Here is a 22012-nt window from a genome sequence, read left to right as displayed (position 1 = left end):
CCCGGGTAGCCTCCGCCGGTGGCCGACGACCTCTTCGCCGCGGCCGCCGCGGAGCGCCTGTCCGCCCGGGCCCCGCTGGCCGACCGGCTGCGACCGGCGACGCTCGACGAGGTGGTCGGCCAGGAGCACCTGCTCGGACCCGATGCCCCGCTGCGCCGGCTGATCGAGGCCGACCGCCTGAGCTCGGCGATCCTCTGGGGACCGGCCGGCACCGGCAAGACGACGCTCGCCCGGCTGGTCGCCCGCACCACGGACAAGGAGTTCGCCGCCCTCTCGGCCGTCGACGCCTCGGTCAAGGACGTCCGGGAGGTCATCGCCCGGTCGCGCCAGCGGCTGGGGGAGCGGGGCCAGGGCACGATCCTGTTCCTCGACGAGGTCCACCGGTTCTCCAAGTCCCAGCAGGACGCCCTCCTGCCGGCCGTCGAGGAGGGCCTGATCGTGCTGATCGGGGCCACCACCGAGAACCCGTACTTCACCGTCAACCCGCCGCTGCTCAGCCGGTCGACGCTGTTCCGGCTCGAGCCCCTCGACGCCGACGCCCTCCGCCTCCTCGTCCAGCGGGGGCTCCGGGCCGAGGGGGCCGAGGCCGCCGCCGAGGCGGTCGACCACCTCGTGCTGCGGGCCGGCGGCGACGGCCGCCAGACCCTGACCGCCCTCGAGGTCGCCGTGGCCCTGGCCGCCGGGCGGGAGCGCACCCCCGGCGCGCCGATCCAGGTGGGCGCCGGGGACATGGAGGCGGCCCTGGGCGTCAACGCCCTCCGCTACGGCCGCGACGAGCACTACGACGTCATCAGCGCCTTCATCAAGAGCATCCGCGGCTCGGACCCCGACGCCGGCGTGTGGTGGTTGGCCACCATGCTCGAGGCGGGCGAGGACGCCCGCTTCATCGCCCGCCGCCTGGTGATCCTGGCCTCGGAGGACATCGGCATGGCCGACCCCACGTCGCTCCTGATCGCCGAGGCCGCGTCCCGGGCGGTCGACCACGTCGGCCTGCCCGAGGCCCAGCTCAACCTGGCCCAGGCGGTCGTGCACCTGGCCACGGCGCCGAAGTCGAACCGCACCGCCCTCGCCATCTGGGGGGCCCGGGCCGAGGTGCGGGAGGGCGCCCGGGGCCGGGTGCCCGGGCACCTGCGCGACAGCCACTACGCCGGGGCCAAGGGGCTCGGGCACGGCGAGGGCTACGACTACCCTCACGACGACCCCCGAGGGTGGGTGCCCCAGCAGCACCTGCCCGACGAGGTCGCCGGCCGCACGTTCTACGAGCCGTCGTCCCACGGCCACGAGAGGGAGATCCGCGAGCGCATGGACCGCCTCCGCAGCAGCGAGCCCGACCCGGGACCGTCGTGACCGCGACCGACCTGGCGTCGGTCCTGGCCGCCGTCACCTGCCTCGCCGTGGTGGCCGTGCTGGCCGTGGTGGTGGCCCGCCTGTCCCGCACCGTCGCCGACGTGGCCGCCGCCGTCGAGGAGGTCCGGAGCGAGGCCCTGCCGGCCCTGCGCGACGCCACCGAGGCGGTGCGCCGGGCCGGGGAGGAGACCGAGCGGGTCAGCCAGATCCTCGACGCCGCCGAGGCCGTCTCGACCCGGGTCGACGGCGCCTCCAAGGCGGCCTACGTGGCGCTGTCGCGCCCGGTGATCAAGACGGCGGCGGCCGCCACCGGCGCCCAGCGGGCCGCCCGCAAGCTCCGAGGGAGGGACTGATGCCGAAGCGGACCTTCTACTTCGTCGCTGGAACCGCGGCCGGCCTGGGCTCGTCGCTCTGGGTCCAGCGCCGCGTCCGCCTGGCGGTCGAGCGCTACGTGCCCGAGAAGGTGCAGGAGCGGGCGACCGAGGCGGCCAAGCGCGTCGCCCCCGCCGTCCGCGACGCCGTGACCGAGGGCCGCGACGCCATGCGGGCCCGCGAGGACGAGATGCGGGCCGACCTGGCCGAGCGGGTGGCCCGCCCGCCGTCGCCGGCCCGACGGCGCGCCGGGTAGCGATCCCCCCTCTCGCGCCGCGCCCGGGTCCGGAGGGCGGCGGTACCGTGACCGTCGCCGTGACGGACCGTCCCGCCGCCGGGCGGCGAACGAGGGAGCCATGACCGAGGGAGCGACGCCGGCCGGGGACAGGCCGTCGACCGACCCGCAGCCGCAGGGGTCGGCGGGGGACGAGACGGTCGCCTTCGACGGCGCCGCCGACCTCCCCGATCCACTGCCGGCGCCCACGGTGCGGCCGGCCCCGGCCACCGACGTGGTCGACGGTCCCACGGCCGGGGAGACGGAGGAGGGGGCGTCGCCGTGGCGGTCACCCTCCACCCGCCCCCGGTCGGGTGGTCTCGGCCCTCCACCGGCCGTCGCCGCCGGCCCGCCTGCGCCGCGGCGCCGCCCCGGGGACACCACCGCCAACGCCCTGACCATCGTCGCCGTCGGCGGGGTCGTCGTCCTCGTCGTGGTCATCATCCTCATGGCCGTCGTCCTCGGCGACGACGACGACGCACCCGCGAGCGCCACGTCGGTCCCGACCGTGCCCCCCGTGACCGAGGCCGGTGCGGGCGGCGACCTCCCGGCCGGCCTGCTGTGCCGCGACCTGCTGGGCCGGGGCCTCGCCTACGAGGACGCCGTGGCCTACTGGCTCCAGCAGGGCCGACCGGGGCCCATGGACGAGGACCTCGACGGGATCCCGTGCGAGACCGTGTACCCCGCACGCGACGTGGAGCTGATCTGGGGGCCACGCCTGGAGGACGACGGGATCGAGCCCGGGCTCCTGTGCCGCGACCTGCGCGCCGAGGAGCTCGACTACAGCGCCGCGGTCGCCTACTGGCTCGACGAGGGCCGGCCGGAGCGCATGGACGAGGATCGGGACGGGATCCCGTGCGAGACGGTGTACCCGACCGAGGAGGTCGACGACTTCTGGACCTGACCGCGCTGCGCCGCCCCCTGGTCGCCCTGGCCGCCGTCGCCCTGCTGGCCGCGGGCTGCGGGGGTGACGACCACCCGACGACGGCCGCCAGCACGTCGGCCCCCACCCCCACGTCGCCGACCACAGCGGGCCCGGCCACCGGCGACCCGTCGACCACCGGCGGTCCCTCGTCGACCACGGGCGACGGACCGGGCACCACGGCGGCCCCCGAGGGGTGCGCCCCGCTCGAGGCCATCCACCGATGGCCCCTCCGGCGCCGGCTGGCGACGCTGGTGGTCGTGGGCGTGGACCCGGCGGACCCGGCCGAGGCCACCGCCGCGGTGCAGGACGACCACGTCGGGGGCCTGTTCGTGGGGGGCGACGCCACCGGGCTGCTCACCAGCGGTGCCCTCGCCGAGCTGCGGGCGGGGTCACCCACCGGCCTGCTGGTCGCCGTCGACGAGGAAGGCGGCCGGGTGCAACGCATCGAGGCCCTGGACGGCGAGGTCCCCTCGGCACGGGACATGGCCGCCACCATGACGCCCGCGGAGGTCCGGGCCCTGGCCGAGCGCCGAGGCCGGGTCATGGCCGGCCTGGGCGTCACCGTGGACCTGGCCCCGGTGGTCGACGTGTCCGACCAGCCCGACCGGACCGTCATCGGTGACCGGTCGTGGTCGGAGGACCCGGAGGTGGTCGCCACCTACGCCGGGGCCTACGCCGAGGGCCTCCTCGCCGCCGGCGTCACCCCGGTCCTCAAGCACTTCCCGGGCCACGGCGCGGCGTCCGGTGACACCCACGAGGGTGCCGCCTCGACGCCCCCGCTCGACGCCCTGCGCGACCGTGACCTGGTGCCCTACCGACGCCTGCTCCCGACCCTGGGGACCCGGGCGGCCGTGATGCTGGGCCACCTCGACGTCCCCGGCCTCACCGAGCCCGAGACCCCCACCTCCCTGAGCCCGGCGACGGTTCGCCTCCTGCGCGTGGAGATGGGCTTCGACGGGGTCGTGATGACCGACGACCTGGCGGCCATGGACTCCATCACCGACCGGTTCGGGCCGGCCGAGGCCGTGGTGCGGGCGCTCGCCGCCGGTGTCGACGTCGTCCTGCTGTCGGACGCCGACCGGCCCGGCCTCCTCGACCGGCTGGAGGCGGCCGTGGCCGACGGGACCCTCACCGAGGCGGCGATCGACGCCTCCGTCGGCCGGACCCTGGCGCTCCAGGGCATCGACCCCTGCGGCGTCGACCTCTGAGCGACCAGAGATGGGCCCTGACCAGGGGGTTCACTTCTGTTCACGGGTGTGCAGTGGCCCGGCCCGGTGGGGGCGGGCAGGGTGGCGCCGGGCGGTCGACCCGGGCGGCTGACCGGTGGCGGGGGAGGGCACCGGTCAGCCGTCGACGGGCACCAGGGTGGCCAGGGCCCCCGCCGCGAGCGGACGGACCGGGGAGAGCGTGTCGAGCCCGACCTCGATGGCGGTGGTCCGCCCGGCGCCGGTGGCGACGACCCGGGCACCGTCGTCGGTGGACACCACGGTGACGTCGGTCGGCGTGGCCCCACCGAGCGGGTCGAGCGGCTCGACCACCGTCGCCGGGGGCCACATCATCCGCACCGAGCCGTCGGCCTGCGGCACCGGGACCTGGCGCCGCAGGATCACGCCGGTGTCGGTCAGGGCCACGGCCACGAGCCGGGCGTCGGCGCCCACGGCGACCCGCCATCGACGCAGGTCCTCGACGTGCCGCGGGTTCCACTCCCGGAACCAGCCCCGGCCCTGGGCGACCTGCCAGGTGTTCCACAGGGTGCGGTCGGCGCGCTCGGCGTAGATCTCGAGGCGCCCGTCGCGGTTGGTCAGCAGCTGGACGCGCCGCCCGGCGGTCCCGCCCCGGTCGTCGGAGTAGCTCGACCAGCCGTGGGGCGGCTCGGACTGCCAGATGTTGAAGGCCGTGCCGTCCGACGTCACCCCGCCGACCTCGAGCCGACCGTCGAGGTTGACCGTCACGTCGACGTCGACCACGTCGGTGGCGCTCAACGGGGCCCAGTCGCCCTCGGGCTCGCCGTCGAGCCCGACGCGGCGCCGCACGAGGTCCCCGTCGTCGCTGCGGATGGCCACGACCTCGGCCTGCCCGTCCGTCGCCACGCCGACCTCGGGCCCGCGGAGGCCGGTGCCGAGCCCGACCCACCGGGAGGGGCGCGGGCCCAGGGCGGCGTGGACCAATCGTCCCCCCGCCTGCTCCACAACGACGTGGAGGACATCGCCGTCGCGCGCCGCGTCGGCGGCCACGACGTCCTCGACGCCGAGCGGAACGAGCCCGCCGGCGCTCACCGCCACCAGGGCGCCGGCGTCGTCGATGCCGAGGACCGAGACCGAGGCCAGCACCGCCGGCGCCTCGCCCACGACGGCGACGGTCGGGGAGGACGATCGCCCCTCGTCGGTCCCGCGGCTGGTCAGAGCGACGAGGGCGCCGGCGGCGACGCTCAGGGCGACCGCCGCCAGCACGACCGCTCTGACCAGGGCCCGGGACCGGGAGCCGGAGGGCGACGCCGGGGTCGTCGGGCCCGGTGGGGGCGAGGTCTCGGCCGCCGGGCGGGGACCGTCCGCCACGGCCAGACGGGCGACGAGGGCGGCGGCGGCAGCGTCGAGCACCACCGGCTCGCGCCGGACCCGGACGACGTTGTCGTCGATGCCGAGGGCGCGGGCCGCGGCCCGGGCCCGGTTGGAGACGCCGTCGGTGAGGTGGGCGAGGATCGTCTCGCTGCCGATGCGGTCCCTGATGTCCGGGGGCAGGTCCTCGGGGGCGCAGAAGTAGATGCGGGCGACGTCGCCGATCCAGGGCCGGTGGCGGGCCGCGCAGTGGTCGGCCAGCTCGTCGCTCGCGGCCATCTCCGCCAGCAGCTGGTCGAGGCGGGCGTCGCGGGCGGCCGGGGCCCGGTCGACGTCGGGCTCGAGCCGGGCGACCAGGTCGCGGAGGAGGCGACGGTCCGCGGCCTCGTCGACGTCCCGCGGCGATCGCCCGATGGTCCAGCGGAGCGCGGCGGCGACGGCATCGACGTCGGTCTCCGACACGTCATCGCTGGTCACTCGGCCCACCTCCCGGACCGACGATAGGGAACCGGAGCCAGGTCCGGCGAACGTCCGTCGGTAGGCTGACCCGATCATGGATGCCGACGAGCTGCGCCGGACCTGGACCCGGTTCTGGACCGACAAGGGGCACACCGTCGTGCCCTCGGGAGGGCTGATCCCGCACCACCCCTCGGCCCCGATGTTCACCAACTCGGGGATGATGCCGTTCGTCCCCTACTTCCTGGGCGAGGAGCCGGTGCCGTTCGACCCGCCCCGGGCGGCGTCGATCCAGAAGTGCGTGCGGGCCGGGGGCAAGCACAACGACCTCGACGCCATCGGGCGCTCGCCCCGCCACCTGTCGTTCTTCGAGATGCTGGGCAACTTCAGCTTCGGCGACTACTTCAAGCCCGACGCCATCGCCTGGGCGTGGGAGCTGGTCACCGAGGTGCTGGGTGTCGACGCCGACCGGGTGTGGGTGACGGTCCACGTCAGCGACGACGAGGCCCACGAGATCTGGGCCGACGGCGTCGGGTTCCCCGCCGAGCGCATCCAGCGCCTCGACGCCGACAACTTCTGGGAGATGGGCGCGACCGGCCCCTGCGGGCCGAGCTCGGAGCTGTTCTTCGACTTCGGTGCCGAGCACGGCCCCGACGGCGGCCCGGCCAACCCCGAGGCCGAGCACCGCTACGTCGAGTTCTGGAACCTGGTGTTCCCCCAGTACTACCGGGGCACCGACGGCGCCCTCAGCGACCTGCCGTCGAAGAACATCGACACCGGGGCCGGCTTCGAGCGGATGCTGGGCGTGCTCAAGGGCAGCCCGTCGCTCTACGCCGCCGACTCGGTCAGCCGCATGGTCGACGCCGCCCAGAGCCTCACCGGAACGCGCCTCGGCGCCGGCGAGGACTCCGACGTGGCCCTCCGGCTGCTGGCCGACCACGCCCGGACCATGACGTTCCTCATCGCCGACGGGGTGATCCCCTCGAACGAGGAGCGGGGCTACGTCCTGCGCCGCATCATCCGCCGGGCGGTGCGCTTCGCGTACCTGATCGGCGTCGAGAAGCCCATCGCCGCCCCCATGGCCGAGAAGGTCGCCGAGGTCTTGGGGGACGCCTACCCCGAGGTCCGCACCAACCTCGACCTCATCTGGGGCGTGCTCGACCGGGAGGAGGCCCAGTTCCGGCGCACGCTCCGCATCGGCCTGCGCATGCTCGAGGACGAGATGTCGTCCCTCGACCCCGGCGCCACCCTGTCGGGCAACCTGGCCTTCACCCTGCACGACACCTACGGCTTCCCCTACGAGGTCACCGCCGAGATCGCCGAGGACCGGGGCCACAGCGTCGACCGGGCCGCCTTCGACGCCGACATGGCCGAGCAGAAGCGCCTGTCCAAGGAGGGCGGCCGCAAGAACAAGGGCGTCGAGCTCGGCGACGCCCAGGCGACGTTCCAGCGGATCGTGGCCGAGCACGGCCCGACCGTGTTCACCGGCCGCGACGAGGAGTCGACCCAGGCCACGGTGCTGGCCGTCGTCGACACCGACGCCGACGGCCTGGTCGACATCATCCTCGACCGCACCCCGTTCTACGCCGAGTCCGGCGGCCAGGTCGGCGACACCGGCACCATCATCCGCCCCTCGGGGGAGGCCGAGGTCCTCGACACCACCTACGCGGTGCCCGGGCTGCACCGCCACCGGGCCCGGATCACCTCCGGCACCCTCGTCGCCGGCGACGTCGTCGCCGCCACCATCGACGGCGAGCGCCGGGCGGCCATCAAGCGCAACCACACCGGCACGCACCTCCTCCACTGGGCCCTCCACGAGGTCCTCGGGCCGCACGTGAAGCAGCAGGGCTCGCTGGTGGCGCCCGACCGCCTGCGGTTCGACTTCAGCCACTACGAGCCGGTCACCGCCGAGCAGGTCGCCCGGATCGAGGACCTGGTCAACGAGGCCGTGCTGGTCAACGACCCGGTGCGGCACTACGAGACCAGCAAGGACGAGGCCATGGCCAAGGGGGCCATCGCCTTCTTCGGCGAGAAGTACGGCGACCGGGTCCGGGTCCTCGAGGCCGGCCGGCACTCCACCGAGCTCTGCGGCGGCACCCACGTCACCGCCACCGGTGACATCGGTCCCATGAAGATCGTGTCCGAGGGCTCGATCGGCTCGAACCTGCGCCGGGTCGAGGCCATCACCGGGTTCGGCCCGATCGAGCGGATCCGCGAGGAGGAGGCGGTGCTGGCCCGGGCCGCCGACCTGGTCGGCGTCCCCGTCGGCGAGCTCATCGAGGGCATCGAGAAGCGGCTGGGCGAGGTCAAGGCGCTGCGCGACGAGGTCAGCGCCCTCAAGGCCAAGGCGGCCGCCGGCGGGGCGTCCGACCTGGCCGCCCAGGCGGTCGACGGCGTCGTCGTGGGCCGGGTCGACGGGCTCGATCGCGACGCCGTGCGCACCCTGGCCCTGGCCGTCCGCGACCAGCCCGGCATCCGGGCGGTGGTGCTCGGCGCCGCCCCCGAGGGCGGCGGCGTGGCCCTCGTCGCGGCGACGACGGCCGACAGCGGGCTCGAGGCCGGGGCCCTGATCGCCGACGCGGCCAAGACCGTCGGGGGCGGTGGGGGCAAGGGCAAGGACCTGGCCGTCGCCGGCGGCCGGAACCCCGCCGGCCTCGACGACGCCCTCGACCAGGCCCGCGCCGCCGCCGGTCTGAGCTCCTGACGGAGCGGTGAGAGCCCTGGGGGTGGACTGGGGAACGGTCCGGATCGGTCTGGCCACCTGCGACCCCGAGGGGATCCTGGCCAGCCCCTACGGCACCATCGACCAGGTGCGGGACCTGCCGGCCGTCCGCCGCCGGATCGCCCGGATCGTCGCCGACGAGGAGGTCGAGGTGGTGGTCGTCGGGCACCCCCTCTCGCTCGACGGCTCCCGGGGCCCGGCGGCCCGTTCCGTCGAGGCCCAGGCCGCGGCGCTGGCCGAGGCGCTCGACGTCCCGGTGGTCCTCCACGACGAGCGGCTCACCACCGTCACCGCCCACCGGCTGCTCGCCGCGTCAGGGGTCGACGGGCGCCAGCGCCGTAGGGTGGTGGACCGCGCCGCGGCCGCCGTGCTGCTCCAGACGTGGCTGGACGGCGGTGCCCCGACCCACGTGACCCCGGCCTCGCTCGGGCCGCCCGAGGAGTGACACCCGCACCGATGGACACCCGCAGGGCCCGGCCCGTCGACGACGCCGAGGACGACATCGTGCCCCTGCCCCGGGAGCGGGCCGGCCTCCCCAAGGTGCTGGTCGTCATGGGCCTCATCGTCGCCATGTTCGGCGCCCTCGCCCTCGGTGGCCGCCAGTGGTGGCAGCGCCAGGTCGATCCGCCCGGCCCGCCCGGCGAGGAGGTCACCGTCGACATCCCCAACGGGGCCCGCCTGACCGACCTGGGCAGCCTCCTCGACGGCCCCCGCGTCGTGTCCAACGGCACCTTGTTCCGGTTCTGGATCCGCGACAAGGACATCGACCTGCAGGCCGGCCGGTACGTCTTCCAGCGGAACTCCTCCTTCGAGGAGGTCGAGGACGTGCTCCGGGAGGGCCCGGTCGAGGTCGCCACCCGGTCGATCACCATCCCCGAGGGCCAGCGCATCGACCAGATGATCGCCACCATCGCCGAGGAGGTGCCCCGCTTCTCCGAGGAGGACCTGCGCGCCGCCGTGGAGGACCCCGCCAACCGGTCGCCCCTCCTCCCGCCCGACAGGGAGCTGCCCGAGGGCGTGCCGCCCCAGGAGGGAACCCTCTTCCCGTCGACCTACGAGGTGGGCCCCAACGACACCCCGGCCACCCTTGTCCGGCGCATGGTCGAGCTGATGACCCGGACGGCCCAGGAGACCGGTCTCGACCGCGGCCTCTCGGGCGACAACCTGCCGCCCCTCAGCCCCTACGAGGTGCTGATCGTGGCCTCGCTGATCGAGCGGGAGACGGGCAACAGCCAGGAGTCGGCCAAGATCGCCCGGGTCATCTACAACCGGATGCTCTTCGGCCCGGAGTACGGCATCTTCGCCCTCGGCATCGACGCCGTGAACCAGTACGAGGCCGACGTGACCGGCCGGGACCTCGACCTGGAGAGCCCCTCGCCGTACAACAGCCGGGCCACCCTGGCGCTGCCGCCGACACCCATCGCCGCCCCCGGTCGGGCGTCGATCGAGGCCGCCCTCAACCCGGCGCCGAACAGCGTCGACGGCCTGCCGCTCCTGTACTACGTGCTCGAGGCGCCCGGCCAGCACTTCTTCACCGGCGACAACGCCGAGTTCCAGGCGGCGGTGGCGCGCTGCCGGGAGGCCGGGCTCTGTTGACGGGCTCCCCGCGGTGAGCCCCCGAGTCTGCTGGGTGATCGGCTCACCGGTGGAGCACTCGCTCTCCCCGGTGATCCACAACGCCGCCTTCGCCGCCCTCGACCTGGACTGGACGTACTTCGCCGTGGCCGTGCCCGAGGGCCGGGCCGCCGACGCCGTGGCCGCCATGCGCAGCCTGCGGCTCGGGGGGATGTCGGTCACGATGCCGCACAAGTCGGCGGTGGCCGGCGCCGTCGACACCATCACCCCCCGGGCCGAGCGGCTGGGCGCCGTGAACTGCCTGTCGTGGCGGGGGGCGGGGATCGAGGGCGACAGCACCGACGGCGCCGGGTTCCTCGACTCGCTCCTCGTCGACCACGGCTGGGACCCGGCCGGCCGGCGGGCGCTGGTCGTCGGGGCCGGAGGCGCCGCCCGGGCCGTGGTCGCCGCCCTGGCCGACGCCGGCGCCGCCTCGATCACCGTGGCCAACCGCCACGCCGGGCGCGCCGCCCGGGCCGCGGCCCTCGCCGACGGGCGGGGTGCGGTGGCCTCCGTCGACGCCGCCGCCGACGTCGACCTGGTCGTGAACGCCACCCCCGTCGGCATGGCCGGCGACACCGCCAGCCCGGTGCCGGCCGAGCGGCTGGGAGCGGGCCAGGTCGTCGTCGACCTCGTCTACGACCCCATCGAGACCCCCCTCCTCGGCGCCGCCCGGGCCCAGGGGGCCATGCCGGTCAACGGCATCGGGATGCTCGTCCACCAGGCCGCCCACGCCTTCCGGGCGTGGACGGGCGAGGACCCGCCGGTCGAGGTCATGTCGGCGGCGGTGGTGGCATCCCTGTCGCACCACTGAGGCCGGGGGAGTCCCTCAAGAGCCGTCCGGGAGTGCCGATGGTGCCCGGTCCCGAACGACTCTCTTGGAGGTGGGCCGTGGCCCTGCAGGGCACCCTCGACACCTTCGCCCTGGCCGACCTGGTGCGGCTGCTGGCGACGACGGGCAAGACCGGTGAGCTGTCGATCGACGGCGACCGGGGGCCCGGACGCCTCTGGTTCGCCGACGGCCAGCTCGTCGGTGGCGAGCCCGCCGCCGACGACCTCACCGACGTCGTGTTCGCCCTGCTGCGGAACCACGACGGTGAGTTCGCGTTCCACGCCGACACCGGTCCCGACGACGCCCAGGACCCCCGGAGCGCCCTCGACGTCCTCGCCGCGGCCGAGGCCCGGATCGAGGAGTGGGCGCCGGTCGAGGCCCTCGTGCCCTCGCCCGCCGTGGGGCTGACCCTCCGCGAGGAGCTGGCCGACGAGTCGGTCACGATCGACGGCGAGACCTGGCGCCGGCTCGTGGTCGTGGCCGGCGGCACGACCGCCGGCGCCTTCGGCGAGCGCCTGGAGCTCGACGAGCAGGCCGCCGCCTTCGTGATCCGGGACCTGGTCGAGGCCGGGCTGGTCGAGGTCGGCGACGAGGTCGTCGAGGACGAGCCCTTCGTCCCCATCGACGACCTGCTGGTCGAGCCTGCGCCCGAGGCCGCCCCCCTGGCCCTGGTGCCCGACCCGGTGGTCGAGCCGGCCCCGGAGGCGGCCAGCGACGCGGAGGCGCCCGTCGATCCCGAGGCCGGCGCCGCCGACCCGGCGGTCGAGGTTCCCGCTGCCACGGCCCCGGACGAGCCCGCCCCCCTCGCCGACGTCCTCCCCGACGTCGAGGTCGTGCCCCCGTACGACTTCGGCGACTGGGGTGCGGCCGTCACCCGGCCCGAGCCCGAGGTCGCGCCCGCCGACGCGTCCGCCCTGGGGCCGTGGGAGCCCCTGACCCCGCCGGTGGAGCCCGCCGCCGACGGCCTCCCCACCCTCGACGAGGGCATCGCCGCCCTGGCCGAGCCGGAGGCCCCGGCCCCGCCCGACGCCAGCAGCTACGCCGTGGACCTCGACAGCAGCCTCGGCGGCGACCTCGCCGGCCACACCTACCTGGGCTCGACCCCCGGCACCGGCCTGCCCGAGCCGCTCCTCGAGACCCTCCCCGAGGAGCCGCCGCGGAGCGACCCGGCGCCGACGGCGGAGCCCACCGCCGACACGTGGCCGGCCGGGACCGGTGCCGCCGGTGATCTCGGCGTGCCCATGGACTCGCTCAGCCCGGCTGCGGCCCGGGCCCTGGCCGCGGCGGCCGCCGCCGACGACGAGCCCGACGACACCGACGCCGGCCGCCGGGTCCTCCGCCGGATCATCAGCACCGGCAAGGGCTGAAGCCAGGCCGCAGACCGGTCGGCCCGGCGCCCGCCGGCGGGCGGATCTGATCGTCGGTCGGGGTTTGGGCGAGACTCGGCCGCATGGTCGATCCCGCCGACGCCTCCCGTTCCGTCACGCCCGCCCTGGCCTGGGAGCCGGCGGGGGAATGGGACGACATCCGCTACGAGACGGCGCCCGCCTTCCCCGACGGGGACGGCGGGGGGCTGATCGCCAAGATCACCATCGACCGCCCCGAGGTCCGCAACGCCTTCCGGCCCCACACGGTCGAGGAGCTGGTCGTCGCCTTCGACCGGGCCCGCGAGGACCCCGACGTGGGCGTCGTCGTGCTGACCGGCGAGGGGCCCCTCGCCTTCTGCAGCGGCGGTGACCAGCGGGCGCGCGGCGACTCCGGCTACGTCGGCGACGACGCCGTCGGCCAGCGCGGCGTCGGACGGTTCCTGGTCACCGACCTGCACGTCCAGATCCGGCGCCTGCCCAAGCCGGTGGTCGCCATGGTCGCCGGCTACGCCGTCGGCGGCGGCCACGTCCTCCACGTCCTCTGCGACCTCACCATCGCCGCCGACAACGCCACCTTCGGCCAGACCGGGCCCCGGGTCGGCTCGTTCGACGGCGGGTTCGGGGCGTCGGTCCTGGCCCGCCAGATCGGCCAGAAGCGGGCCAAGGAGATCTGGTTCCTCTGCCGCCAGTACGGCGCCCAGCAGGCCCTCGACTGGGGCCTCGTGAACGCCGTGGTCCCGCTCGAGGAGCTCGAGGCCGAGACCGTCCGGTGGTGCCAGGACATGATGCGCCTGTCGCCGTTCGCCCTGCGGCTGCTCAAGGCCAGCTTCCACGCCGACGAGGACGGCCTGGCCGGGCTCCAGCAGCTGGCCCACGACACCAACCTGCTGTTCTACGGCTCCGAGGAGGCCCAGGAGGGCCGGGACGCCTTCAAGCAGAAGCGGCGCCCGGAGTTCGAGAAGTTCCCCAAGCGGCCGTGACCGCACCCGCCCCCACCGCCACCCCCCGGGGGTGGCGCCTCTGGCTGGCGGGGGCCCGGCCCCGGACCCTCCCCGCCGCCGTCGTGCCGGTGGCGGTGGGCACGGCGTGCGCCGTCGGCCGGGTCGACGGGGGCCTGATCTGGTGGCGGGCCGGGTGCGCCCTCGTGGTCGCGCTAGCCCTCCAGGTCGCCACCAACTACGCCAACGACTACTCCGACGGCATCCGGGGCACCGACGACGACACCCGCCGGGTGGGCCCGGTGCGGCTCGTGGGTCAGGGCCTGGCCCGCCCGGGCGCCGTCAAGCGGGCGGCGGCGGCGTCGTTCGGCGTGGCCGGGGTGGCGGGGGCGGCGTTGGCCGCGGCCGTCGGCCCCGAGCTGCTGGTCGTGGGCGTCCTGGCCATCGCCGCCGGCTGGTTCTACACCGGCGGCCCCCGCCCCTACGGCTACGCCGGCCTCGGGGAGGCCTTCGTGTTCACCTTCTTCGGGGTGGTGGCCACCGCCGGGTCGACCTACGTGCAGGTCGAGGGGCTCGACGGGCTGGGCCTGGCCGCCTCGGTCCCGGTCGGGTTCCTGGCCACCGCCCTGCTCGTCACCAACAACCTGCGGGACATCCCCGGCGACAACGAGGTCGGCAAGCGGACCCTCGCCGTGCGCCTGGGCGACCGCCGGACCCGGTCCCTCTTCGTCGCCCTCGTCGTGGGCGCCTTCGTCGCCGTGCCCCTCGTGGCCGGGCTGGGCGGGCGCCCGGCCGGGGCCGCCGCCCTGGTGGCCGTGCTGCTGGCCCAGAAGCCGGTGGTCGCCGTCCTGTCCGGCGCCCGGGGCCCGGCGCTGATCCCGGTGCTCGCCGCCACCGGGCGGGTCCAGCTGGCCTTCGGCGCCCTCTTCGCCGCCGGCCTGGCCCTCGGCGGCTGACGGGCGGCGCCGCCCGAGGCCAAACGGGCGGTGACCCCGGACGCCGCACCGGCCGGAGCCGGGCGGCGGCCCGGGGCCACCAGTCGGAGAAGCATCCACCTGGCGATCGTCCGTCGGCGTTAGCCTTCTTCCGACCACCTTCCATCGCCCGTCGGAGCCGGAGCTCTGGCGGGCGATGTCCTTTTTCCCGAGCGGCGAGGGCGCCGGAGCGCACTGCCACCCGTCCCGTCGCCATGGGGCCGGAGCCCCGGTGCGGCGGGCCCGTCTCGTCGAGCGACCCGAGGGTCGTCCGGCGGACGGACGGTGGACACCTTCCTCCACATCGGTGGTGCGCACCTCGGGAGCCGGTCCGTGCCCCAGGCGAACCCGAGGTCGTTCTCCGTCTCCGTCACTGCGTCCGTGCCGTTGCGGTAGGGGGACCATGGACGACTTCGGACGGCCGGTCAACGGGTTTCCCGAGATCCACACGGTTGTCCCCGGACTTCTCCGGAAACCCACAAGCCGCCGGGTGTCGTCCACCGGTTGGCCACAGGTTCACCCACAGGAGCGTGACCGGCGGCACGAACGCGTGTGCGGTCAGGTTCCCGGGCTGATGACGGCCGCCACGGACCCGGGGACCTCGAGGTGGCAGGCGTGCCCGGCCCCGGCGACCACGACGAGCCGGGCGGTGGGCCCGATGCCCGCCGCCAGGCGCCGGCCGAGGGTGCGGAACTTGGCGTCGCGCTCGCCGACCACGATCGTCGTGGGAGCGTCGACCCGGCCGAGCTCGTCCCACCAGGGCGGGTCCATGGTCCCGGTGCCGCTGAGGCGCAGCGAGGCGGCCAGGCCCTCGGCGGTGTTGGCCCGGCGGGCGGCGAGGTCGTCGGAGGCGGGGGTGAGGCCGGCGAAGAGGGGCTGGGCCAGCCAGCGCTCGAGGAAGGGCTCGACGCCGTCCGCCTCGATGCGCCGGGCCAGGGCCTCGTCGGCCTCCCGCCGGGCGGCCCGCTCGGCGGCATCGTCGATGCCGGCGGTGGCGCCCACCAGGACCAGCCCGGTGACCAGGTCGGGCCGGTCGAGGGCCAGGCGCAGGGCGACGCGCCCGCCCATCGAGTACCCGACGTAGGTGGCCGGCCCCCCGACGTCGGCCACCCGGGCGGCGGTCCCGGCCAGGTCGAGGCGGACCGCGCCGGCCGTCCCGTGGCCGGGCAGGTCGGGGGCGACGACGTCGACGTCGGGCCCCAGGCGCTCGACGACCGGCCGCCAGCTCACCGATGTCTGGGTGAACCCGTGGAGGAGCACGACCCGCGGCACCCCGCCGACCGTACCCACCCATCCCTCGAGCTCGGTGGCAGATGTCGGACGAACATCCCACATCTGCCACCGAGTTCGGGGTGGGCGGGGTCGGCATCCCTACGCTGCGGGCGTGGACACCCGGCCCCAGGACGTCGCCGCGACCTACTGCGCCACCCTGGTCGACGAGTGGGCCCGGGCCGGGGTGCGCGCCGCCGTCGTCTGCCCGGGGAGCCGCTCGACGCCGATGGCCCTCGCCCTCCACGGTGACGAGCGGATCGCCGTCCACGTCCACCACGACGAGCGGGCCGGTGCCTTCACCGCCCTCGGCATCGGCCTGGCGACCGGGCGGCCGGCGATCGTGCTCACCACCAGCGGCACGGCGGCGGCCGAGGTCCACGCCGCCGTGGTCGAGGCCCACCAGGCCAGCGTGCCCCTCATCGTCGTCACCGCCGACCGCCCGGCCGAGCTGGCCGACGTCGGCGCCCCCCAGACGATCGCCCAGGTCGGGCTGTACGGGTCCGCCGTCCGGTGGGCCGACGCCCCCGGCGTGCCGGACCACGCGGCCCGGGGCACGTGGCGGGCCCGGGCCAGCCGCGCCGTCGGCGAGGCCGTCGGCGGCGGCGGGGCCGGGCGGCCGGGGCCGGTCCACCTGGACCTGGCGTTCCGGGAGCCCCTCGTCGGGACGCCCGCCGATCTGCCCCCCGGGCGGCCCGACGGCGCGCCCTGGCTGGTGACGAGCCCCGTGCGCCGCACCGCCGACGTCGATGCCCTCGCCGCCGTCCTGCGTCAGGGACGGCGGGGGGTGGTCGTGGCCGGGACGGAACCGGGCGAGCCCCTCGACGGACCTCGTTCGGTCGGTGCCGCCGCTCCCCGCATCGCCGCCGCCCTCGGCTGGCCGCTCCTGCTCGACGCCCGGGTGCGGGGCCGCATCGACCGAGGCGGATCGCCCGAGGCCGTCGTCGTGGGCACCGCCGACGCCCTGCTCCGGGAGCCCGACGTGGCCGCCACCCTCCGCCCCGACGTCGTCGTCCACCTCGGGGCGCCCGTGGCCTCCCGCGTCGTCAACGAGTGGGTGACCGGAGCCGACGCCGTCGAGGTCCGGGTCGGGGCCCACGGCTGGATCGACCCCGCCCACCGCACCGCGCTCCACGTCCCCACCTCGGCCGCCGCCCTCGTCGATGCCCTCGACGCCCGGGACGTGACCCTCGCCCCCGACACCGAGCCGGGCTGGACCGACCGGTGGCGGGCGGCCGAGGGGGCGGCGCAGGACGAGCTCGACGGCGGGCTCGTCGGCGAGACCCTCACCGAGCCGGGCACCGCCCGCACCGTCCTGGCCGCCCTGCACGACGGCGAGGCCCTGGTGGTGTCGTCGTCGATGCCGGTGCGGGACCTCGAGTGGTACGGCCGGCCCCGTGGCGGTGTCGCGGTCCACGCCAACCGGGGCGCCAACGGCATCGACGGGGTGGTCTCCACCGCCGTCGGGGTCGCTCTGGCGACGGGGGCGCCCACGGCCTGCCTCATCGGCGACGTCGCCCTCCTCCACGACAGCACCGCCCTGATCGGCGTCGCTGGGCGCGGCATCACCCTCACGATCGTCGTGGTCGACAACGACGGCGGGGGGATCTTCTCGTTCCTGCCCCAGGCGTCCGACCCCGGCGGCGCCCCCTTCGAGGACCTGTTCGGCACCCCCCACGGGGTCGACCTGCGGGTCCTGGCCGCCGCTCACAGCCTCATGACGATCGAGCCGGCCACCGCCGCGGAGGTCGGACCGGCGGTGCGGGCCTCGCTGGAGGCCGGCGGTGTGCGGCTCGTCCGCGTCGGCACCGACCGCACCGCCAACGTCGACGTCCACCGCCGCCTCCACGCCGCCGTCGCCGACGCCGTCCGTCCCCTGGTCGCCCCGCCTCGCTCCTGACCGCCGGTGCGTGCCGACCTCAGCCCGCCGCCGCGCCGGCGCGCCGGCGTGCGCCCGGTCAGGTGATCTCGGTGCCGTCGGGTCTGGTGATGTGCCAGGTGCCGGTGGGGTCGCGCCAGGTGGTGTAGCCGTGGGTGCGGAGTCGGTTGTGCCTCCCGCAGGCGGGTCCCCCGTTGCGGGGGTTGGTACTCCCTCCACCGTCTCCGTTGCGTCCTCCCTGGTCGCTCCAGGGGGTGAGGTGGTCGCTTTGGCAGTCGGTCACGGGGACGTGGCAGCCGGGCCAGTAGCAGGTGGTCGATGAGAGCTTGACGGCCAGGGCGGCGGGGCCGGTGAAGAGGCGGCTCTTGCGGCCGAGGTCGATCACGACCGAGTCGGAGCCGACGACCACCCGGCGGATGTGGCCGATCAATGCGGCGGCGACGGCGGCGGTGGGCTCGATGGGGTTGCCGTCGAGGGTGGAGCACCGCCGGCCGATGGCGGGGAAGAGCTTGAAGGCGTCGTCGACGGGGGTGGGGTCGATGCCGGCGAGGCGGGCGGCGATGTGTTCGAAGGTGGGTTGGTCGATGACCACGTTGGTCACCACCTGCGACCCACCGGCGCTGGTGGCGTGGTGGGCGGCGGCGGAGCGGAAGATCTCCTCGAGGGCGTCGAAGCGGCGCTGGGCGTCGGTGCGGGGCAGGTCCGCCTGGGTGGCGGCGTCGCCGTGCTCGGCGCGGGCCTTGTCCCAATCAGCGAGGGTCTCGGCCTTGAGCTGGGCGTTGAAGATCGACCACAGCTCGGCGCCGACCAACGACCCGCAGCGGCCGGTGATCTCCCAGCCGCCGTCGAAGTTCTGGTGCAGCCGGGCGTCGCGCTTGTCGTGGGCGGCTTGGTCGCGGTCGCGGGTGCCGTCCTCGTCGAGGAGGCTCACCCACTCGCGGACCTTCTGATCGAAGACCCGGTAGGTGTCGGTGGCGGCTTCGGTGGCGAAGGAGGCCTCGTTGGCCTCCACCGCATCCCGGACCCGCGGGTTGGCATGGGCGCGAGCGATCCGTTCGACCTGGCAGCGACCGATGGCCCCCTCCGCGAACGCGGCCCCGACGGTGGGCAGGGACCGGAGGGCCTTGGCACAGGCGGCCCGCCGGGCTGCTTCCCGGGTCGAGAGGTTGGCGTGGTGGCGGACCATCACCTTGGCCGAGGCGTGGCCGTCGGCGGCGTGGACCCCGGTGCGGTCGATCTCGGCCACGAGGTCGATCTGGAGTGACTGGACCCGGCGGGCCACGTTCTCCAACCGGATGGTCAGAGCCCGGGCATCGGCATCATCGACGGGGGTGACCCCGGCGGTCTGCAACCGGTCGACGGCCGCGTCGAGGGCATCGAGGCCCTCGGCCGTCGTCGGATCGCACACCATCTCCATGCCTCCGATCCTACGCCGGGGGTGTGACAGTCAAGCGGCCGCAAACCCTTGCCCCACAAGGGTTTGGAGTGATCCCACACCCCGCCCGGGACCCACCGCCCGACCCGAGCCAGTGGGGTCAACCGGCGGTCTCCGCAGCGATCTCGTCGCACGCGGCGGCGACCGCCCCGCCGTCCCGTGCCCCTCAGCGTCCCGGCGTTTCCGGACGGTGCCACGAGGCGGGTGCAGCACCCCGGTGCCCTGCCGGCAGGAGACGAGCTCAGGGCCTGACGAGGACGCCGAGGATGGCTTGGAGCTTGGCCCGGGTCTCGGTCAGCTCGGTGGGCGGGTCGCTGTCGCCGACGATGCCGTTGCCGCCGAAGACCCGGGCCGTGGTCCCGTCGATCACTGCGCTGCGGATGGCGACGGCCCACTCGCCGTGTCCGTGGCGGTCGGTCCAGCCCACGGCGCCGGCGTAGGGGCCCCGGTCGAAGCCCTCGAGCTCGTCGATGACGGCGAGCGCGGCCTCGCGGGGTCGGCCGCACACCGCCGGGGTCGGGTGGAGGGCGGCGACCAGGTCGAGGACCGACGGCGGGGGCGACGACAGCTGTCCGGCGACCGTCGTGGCCAGGTGGGTCACGTTGGGCAGGGCGACGACCGACGGTTCGGCCTCGAAGTCGAGGTAGGAGCAGAACGGCACCAGGGCGTCGTAGACGGCGTCGATGGTGACCTGGTGCTCGTGGCGGTACGAGGTCGACGCCTGGAGGCGGGCCACGGCGTCGGCGTCGGCCACCGGGTCGCCCCGCCGGGGGGCGGTGCCGGCCATCGGCTGCGAGCGCACCTCCGAACCCTCCCGGGCCACGAGCAGCTCGGGGCTGGCCCCGACGAAGCCGTCGACCAGGTACACGTAGCAGCCCGGGAACCCGAGACGGAGGCGGCGGACCACGGCGGCCACGTCGATGGCGGCATCGGCGGTGACCACGATCTCGCGGGCCAGCACGACCTTCTCCAGCTGCCCGTCCCGGATGCGGGCGGTGGCATCGGCGACCGCGGCGCACCAGTCGGCGGGCGGGCGGGCGCTGGCGACGTCGAAGCGACCGGGCCCCGGGGGAGGGGGCGCCAGGGCGACGAGGGCGTCGAGGTCGATCGTCGCCGGGTCGGGCGGGGGCGCCGCCTCGGTGCCGACGGTGGTCAGCCAGGTCGTCCCGTCGGCGGATCGGACGACCGCGGTGGCGGGGACGACGAGGTCGGCCGGGGCGCCGGGCCGGAAGGGGAGGGCGCCGACGGCGACGGGACCGCTGCCCGGGCGGGCGACGGGGTCGTCGACGTCGGCGGCGGCGAGGGCGGCGGCGGCGTCGGCCAGCGGGAGGCGCACGGCCTCACCCCGCCCCCCGAGCGACGTGCCGTCGGCGCGGGCGAACAGGAGCCCGCCGGCCCCGGCCACGGCGGCCACGTCGACGTCGCGGTCCAGCGGTCGGGTGATGGCGACCAGCCGCGAGCCGCCCGACGCGGGGGTGGCCATCAGGAGCGGGTGGCGGTGATCAGGCGGGCGATGCCGACCGAGAGGAGGTCGTGGCGGGCGGCGGTGAAGCCGACCTGCTCGAGCATGCCCAGCATCCGGTCGCCCGACGGGAGGTACGACACCGACTTGGGCAGGTAGCGGTAGGCCGCCGGGTCCGACAGCAGCCCGCCGATCCGGGGCACGACCTTCCCGAAGTAGATGCCGTGGCCGAAGCGCAGGACCGGGTTGGGCGGCTCGGCCACCTCGAGGATGGCGATGCGGCCGCCGGGGCGCACCACCCGGGCCAGCTCGGCGAAGAAGCGGGGCAGCTCCTCCAGGTTGCGGAGGGCGAAGCCGCAGGTGATGCCGTCGACCGACCCGTCGGGGACGGGGAGGCGCAGGATGTCGGCGTGGACGAGCGGGGCCCGGGTGCGGGCGGCCACGAGCATCCCGAACGAAAGGTCGACCCCGACGGGCAGGTGGCCGCTCCGCACCAGCTCGGTGCACAGGTCGCCGGTGCCGCAGGCCAGGTCCAGCACCCGGGACCCGGCGGGGAGGTCGAGGGCGCGGACAGTCCGGCGCCGCCACCGCACGTCCATCCGGAACGTCATGATCCGGTTCACCAGGTCGTAGCGGGGAGCGATGGTGTCGAACAGGGCCCGGACGGCCTCGACCTTCTCCTCGCCCTCGGGCAGGTGGTCGGCGTCGGGCAGGGCGCCGGTGGCCAGCGGGCGACCGGACGTGGGGGCGGGGCTCACCCGGCCGACACTACGGGCCCCGGTCGTGCGCCCTCGGCCCGGAGGGGGAGGGCATCGGGCACTTTCGTGCCGGGATCGGCGGGGTGCGAGGATCGCCGGCCGTGGCCCGCACCTTCGCCATCCTCCTGCCCCCGTCGGAGGGGAAGGCCGCCGGGGGGCGGGGCGCGCCGTGGCGGCCGGGACGAGGCGTCCTCCCGGCGCTGGACGACGCCCGGGCCGAGGTCCTCGCCGCCCTGGACCCGACGGGCGACGGCGTGCGGGCGGCGCCGACGCGCCGGGCCATCGACCGCTACACCGGCGTGCTCTACCGCGAGCTGGACGCCGCCTCGCTGCCGGCCGCCGACCGGCGCCGCCTCACCAGCACGACGCTGATCGCGTCCGGGCTGTGGGGCCTGGTGGGGCCCAACGACCCCATCCCGGACTACCGCCTCAAGATGGGCGCGGCCCTGCCCCCGCTCGGGCGGATGGCGACCTGGTGGCGGCCCCGGCTCACCGCCGCCCTGCAGGACCGGCTGGCCGGCCGGGTGGTGTGGGACCTGCTCCCGAACGAGCACGCCGCCGCCTGGGACCCGGCGCAGGTGGACCTCGCCCGGCGCATCACGGTCCGCTTCGTGTCCGCCGACGGCACCACGGTGTCGCACTGGAACAAGCTGCTCAAGGGCAGCCTGGTGCGCCACCTGGTCGCCACCGGGCTGACCGACCCGGCCGGCCTGGCCGCCTTCGACCACCCGATCGGCTACCGCTACGACCCCGCCGCCACGGTGGTCGACGGCCGCCACGTCAGCGTCGTCCTGCGCGAGGGCTGAGCGTCACGGCCCGGTCGGCCGCCACGC

19 protein-coding genes are annotated in these 22012 nt (G+C 75.8%); 14 read left to right on the top strand and 5 right to left on the bottom strand.

Translation table 11 applies throughout. The annotated features are described in order from the left end of the window. The first annotated feature begins 18 nt into the window (after positions 1–18). The 5 genes from HC251_RS13775 to HC251_RS13755 all read left to right on the top strand — a co-directional run bounded on the left by HC251_RS13775 (position 19) and on the right by HC251_RS13755 (position 4126). Positions 19–1347, top strand: a complete 1329-nt coding sequence (locus HC251_RS13775; protein WP_219941181.1) for a replication-associated recombination protein A — start codon at positions 19–21, stop codon at positions 1345–1347. After that, on the top strand, positions 1344–1700 hold the full coding sequence (locus HC251_RS13770) for a hypothetical protein (protein WP_219941180.1): 357 nt from the start codon (positions 1344–1346) through the stop codon (positions 1698–1700). Before HC251_RS13775 ends, HC251_RS13770 begins: the two co-directional genes overlap by 4 nt. Beyond that, on the top strand, positions 1700–1975 hold the full coding sequence (locus tag HC251_RS13765) for a hypothetical protein (RefSeq protein WP_219941179.1): 276 nt from the start codon (positions 1700–1702) through the stop codon (positions 1973–1975). The genes HC251_RS13770 and HC251_RS13765 overlap by 1 nt, the downstream gene beginning before the upstream one ends. 100 nt (positions 1976–2075) lie before the next feature. After that, positions 2076–2897 (top strand): hypothetical protein, encoded by an 822-nt coding sequence (locus HC251_RS13760; protein WP_219941178.1) that lies wholly within the window; start codon positions 2076–2078, stop codon positions 2895–2897. Further along, positions 2849–4126 (top strand): glycoside hydrolase family 3 N-terminal domain-containing protein, encoded by a 1278-nt coding sequence (locus HC251_RS13755; RefSeq protein ID WP_219941177.1) that lies wholly within the window; start codon positions 2849–2851, stop codon positions 4124–4126. Before HC251_RS13760 ends, HC251_RS13755 begins: the two co-directional genes overlap by 49 nt. A gap of 135 nt (positions 4127–4261) precedes the next feature. On the opposite strand, the gene HC251_RS13750 is transcribed toward HC251_RS13755, so the two are convergent. Further along, positions 4262–5950 (bottom strand): hypothetical protein, encoded by a 1689-nt coding sequence (locus HC251_RS13750; protein ID WP_219941176.1) that lies wholly within the window; start codon positions 5948–5950, stop codon positions 4262–4264. A 76-nt stretch (positions 5951–6026) separates the two neighbouring features. On the opposite strand from HC251_RS13750, the gene alaS reads away from it, so the two are divergent. The 7 genes from alaS to HC251_RS13715 all read left to right on the top strand — a co-directional run bounded on the left by alaS (position 6027) and on the right by HC251_RS13715 (position 14358). Then, positions 6027–8633 (top strand): alanine--tRNA ligase, encoded by a 2607-nt coding sequence (gene alaS / locus HC251_RS13745; RefSeq protein WP_219941175.1) that lies wholly within the window; start codon positions 6027–6029, stop codon positions 8631–8633. A gap of 22 nt (positions 8634–8655) precedes the next feature. After that, entirely contained in the window at positions 8656–9096 is a 441-nt protein-coding gene (gene ruvX, locus HC251_RS13740) for a Holliday junction resolvase RuvX (RefSeq protein ID WP_219941174.1), read from the top strand. An 11-nt stretch (positions 9097–9107) separates the two neighbouring features. Then, positions 9108–10247 carry an endolytic transglycosylase MltG gene (gene mltG, locus HC251_RS13735; protein ID WP_219941173.1) on the top strand — a complete coding sequence of 380 codons (1140 nt, stop codon included), beginning with the start codon at positions 9108–9110 and terminating at the stop codon, positions 10245–10247. 13 nt (positions 10248–10260) lie between these two features. Next, complete coding sequence (gene aroE, locus HC251_RS13730) at positions 10261–11079, top strand: shikimate dehydrogenase (RefSeq protein WP_219941172.1); 819 nt, start codon at positions 10261–10263, stop codon at positions 11077–11079. 77 nt (positions 11080–11156) lie between these two features. Continuing rightward, on the top strand, positions 11157–12464 hold the full coding sequence (locus tag HC251_RS13725; RefSeq protein WP_219941171.1) for a DUF4388 domain-containing protein: 1308 nt from the start codon (positions 11157–11159) through the stop codon (positions 12462–12464). An 83-nt stretch (positions 12465–12547) separates the two neighbouring features. Continuing rightward, positions 12548–13444: a 1,4-dihydroxy-2-naphthoyl-CoA synthase gene (menB, locus tag HC251_RS13720; protein WP_219941170.1), complete on the top strand. Its 897-nt coding sequence runs from the start codon at positions 12548–12550 to the stop codon at positions 13442–13444. Continuing rightward, the gene (locus HC251_RS13715) at positions 13441–14358 is read left to right on the top strand and encodes a 1,4-dihydroxy-2-naphthoate polyprenyltransferase (RefSeq protein ID WP_219941169.1); all 918 of its coding nucleotides are present in this window, start codon (positions 13441–13443) and stop codon (positions 14356–14358) included. Before menB ends, HC251_RS13715 begins: the two co-directional genes overlap by 4 nt. A 576-nt stretch (positions 14359–14934) precedes the next feature. Here HC251_RS13715 and HC251_RS13710 read toward each other — a convergent pair. Beyond that, positions 14935–15648: an alpha/beta fold hydrolase gene (locus HC251_RS13710; protein WP_219941168.1), complete on the bottom strand. Its 714-nt coding sequence runs from the start codon at positions 15646–15648 to the stop codon at positions 14935–14937. A 112-nt stretch (positions 15649–15760) separates the two neighbouring features. On the opposite strand from HC251_RS13710, the gene menD reads away from it, so the two are divergent. Beyond that, complete coding sequence (gene menD / locus HC251_RS13705; protein WP_219941167.1) at positions 15761–17545, top strand: 2-succinyl-5-enolpyruvyl-6-hydroxy-3-cyclohexene-1-carboxylic-acid synthase; 1785 nt, start codon at positions 15761–15763, stop codon at positions 17543–17545. A gap of 58 nt (positions 17546–17603) precedes the next feature. Here menD and HC251_RS13700 read toward each other — a convergent pair whose 3' ends face one another. The 3 genes from HC251_RS13700 to HC251_RS13690 all read right to left on the bottom strand — a co-directional run bounded on the left by HC251_RS13700 (position 17604) and on the right by HC251_RS13690 (position 21179). Next, positions 17604–18941: a DUF222 domain-containing protein gene (locus HC251_RS13700; RefSeq protein WP_219941166.1), complete on the bottom strand. Its 1338-nt coding sequence runs from the start codon at positions 18939–18941 to the stop codon at positions 17604–17606. A gap of 259 nt (positions 18942–19200) precedes the next feature. After that, the gene (locus tag HC251_RS13695) at positions 19201–20442 is read right to left on the bottom strand and encodes an isochorismate synthase MenF (RefSeq protein WP_219941165.1); all 1242 of its coding nucleotides are present in this window, start codon (positions 20440–20442) and stop codon (positions 19201–19203) included. Next, positions 20442–21179 carry a ubiquinone/menaquinone biosynthesis methyltransferase gene (locus tag HC251_RS13690; RefSeq protein ID WP_255566409.1) on the bottom strand — a complete coding sequence of 246 codons (738 nt, stop codon included), beginning with the start codon at positions 21177–21179 and terminating at the stop codon, positions 20442–20444. The genes HC251_RS13695 and HC251_RS13690 overlap by 1 nt, the downstream gene beginning before the upstream one ends. 101 nt (positions 21180–21280) lie before the next feature. Here HC251_RS13690 and HC251_RS13685 point away from each other — a divergent pair, with 101 nt between their 5' ends. Further along, on the top strand, positions 21281–21985 hold the full coding sequence (locus tag HC251_RS13685; protein ID WP_219941164.1) for a YaaA family protein: 705 nt from the start codon (positions 21281–21283) through the stop codon (positions 21983–21985). Positions 21986–22012 lie beyond the last annotated feature (27 nt).

It is taken from the genome of Iamia sp. SCSIO 61187 (genome assembly GCF_019443745.1).
Taxonomy (GTDB): Bacteria; Actinomycetota; Acidimicrobiia; order Acidimicrobiales; family Iamiaceae; genus Iamia.
The sequence above is the reverse complement of the archived record's forward strand: the minus strand, read 5'-3'. Positions and strand labels throughout refer to the sequence as shown.

Excerpts from the sequence above, each read along its gene's own strand:
- HC251_RS13765 (WP_219941179.1), top strand. The coding sequence starts at position 1,700 with ATGCCGAAGCGGACCTTCTACTTCGTCGCTGGAACCGCGGCCGGCCTG.
- HC251_RS13760 (WP_219941178.1), top strand. The coding sequence starts at position 2,076 with ATGACCGAGGGAGCGACGCCGGCCGGGGACAGGCCGTCGACCGACCCG.
- alaS (WP_219941175.1), top strand. The coding sequence starts at position 6,027 with ATGGATGCCGACGAGCTGCGCCGGACCTGGACCCGGTTCTGGACCGAC.
- mltG (WP_219941173.1), top strand. The coding sequence starts at position 9,108 with ATGGACACCCGCAGGGCCCGGCCCGTCGACGACGCCGAGGACGACATC.
- menB (WP_219941170.1), top strand. The coding sequence starts at position 12,548 with ATGGTCGATCCCGCCGACGCCTCCCGTTCCGTCACGCCCGCCCTGGCC.
- HC251_RS13700 (WP_219941166.1), bottom strand. The coding sequence starts at position 18,941 with ATGGAGATGGTGTGCGATCCGACGACGGCCGAGGGCCTCGATGCCCTC.
- HC251_RS13695 (WP_219941165.1), bottom strand. The coding sequence starts at position 20,442 with ATGGCCACCCCCGCGTCGGGCGGCTCGCGGCTGGTCGCCATCACCCGA.